1 protein-coding gene is annotated in these 669 nt (G+C 64.7%); it reads left to right on the top strand.

Features of this window, described 5'->3' with window-relative positions:
- On the top strand, positions 1–669 hold a 669-nt coding region (locus tag BVK86_RS28970), incomplete at both ends, for a type VI secretion system Vgr family protein (protein ID WP_208609351.1).

Below are 669 nucleotides of genomic sequence, written 5' to 3'. Positions count from 1 at the left end.
CGACCTGGTTAAGGGTCGCCATGCCCAGTGCTGGCGCCGGCTTCGGCCATCAGTTTTTGCCGCGCATCGGCCAGGAAGTACTGGTGACGTTCCTCGGTGGTGACATCGACCGGCCCCTTGTCACTTCAGTGCTCTACAACGCCGATCATTTCCCCCCGCAGTTCAGTAACGCGACGGGGTTGCCGGGCAATCGAACATTGTCGGGGATCCAGACCCAGGAGCATCAAGGCAAAGGCTTCAACGAGCTGCTCTTCGACGATACGCCCGGCGCGCTGCGCGCTCGGCTGGCCACGACCCATCAGGCCACGGCGCTGAACCTGGGCAAGCTCGTCACGCCGCGAACCGATGGTCAGGCTCAGGCACGCGGTCAGGGGGCCGAGTTGCGCAGCGATGCGGCGATTGCCCTGCGGGCAGCCCAAGGGCTGTTGTTGACCACCTACGCTCGCCAGGGTGCGCAAGGTTCACAACTGGACCGCGAAGAACTGCTCAAGCTGTTGAGTGAGTGTGGCGAGCTGTTCCAGTCCCTGGGCCAGACGGCCGCTGCCCGAGGCAGCCGGCATGTCGATGCCCAGGGCATCGAAGTGTTGCGCCAGTCGTTGAGTCAATGGCCTGCACCGACCAGCAACAGTCCGGGGGAACCGGTGGTCGCGGTAGCGTCTGAGGCGGGCA

It is taken from the genome of Pseudomonas reinekei, assembly GCF_001945365.1.
Classification (GTDB): domain Bacteria; phylum Pseudomonadota; class Gammaproteobacteria; order Pseudomonadales; family Pseudomonadaceae; genus Aquipseudomonas; species Aquipseudomonas reinekei.
The sequence above is the reverse complement of the archived record's forward strand: the minus strand, read 5'-3'. Positions and strand labels throughout refer to the sequence as shown.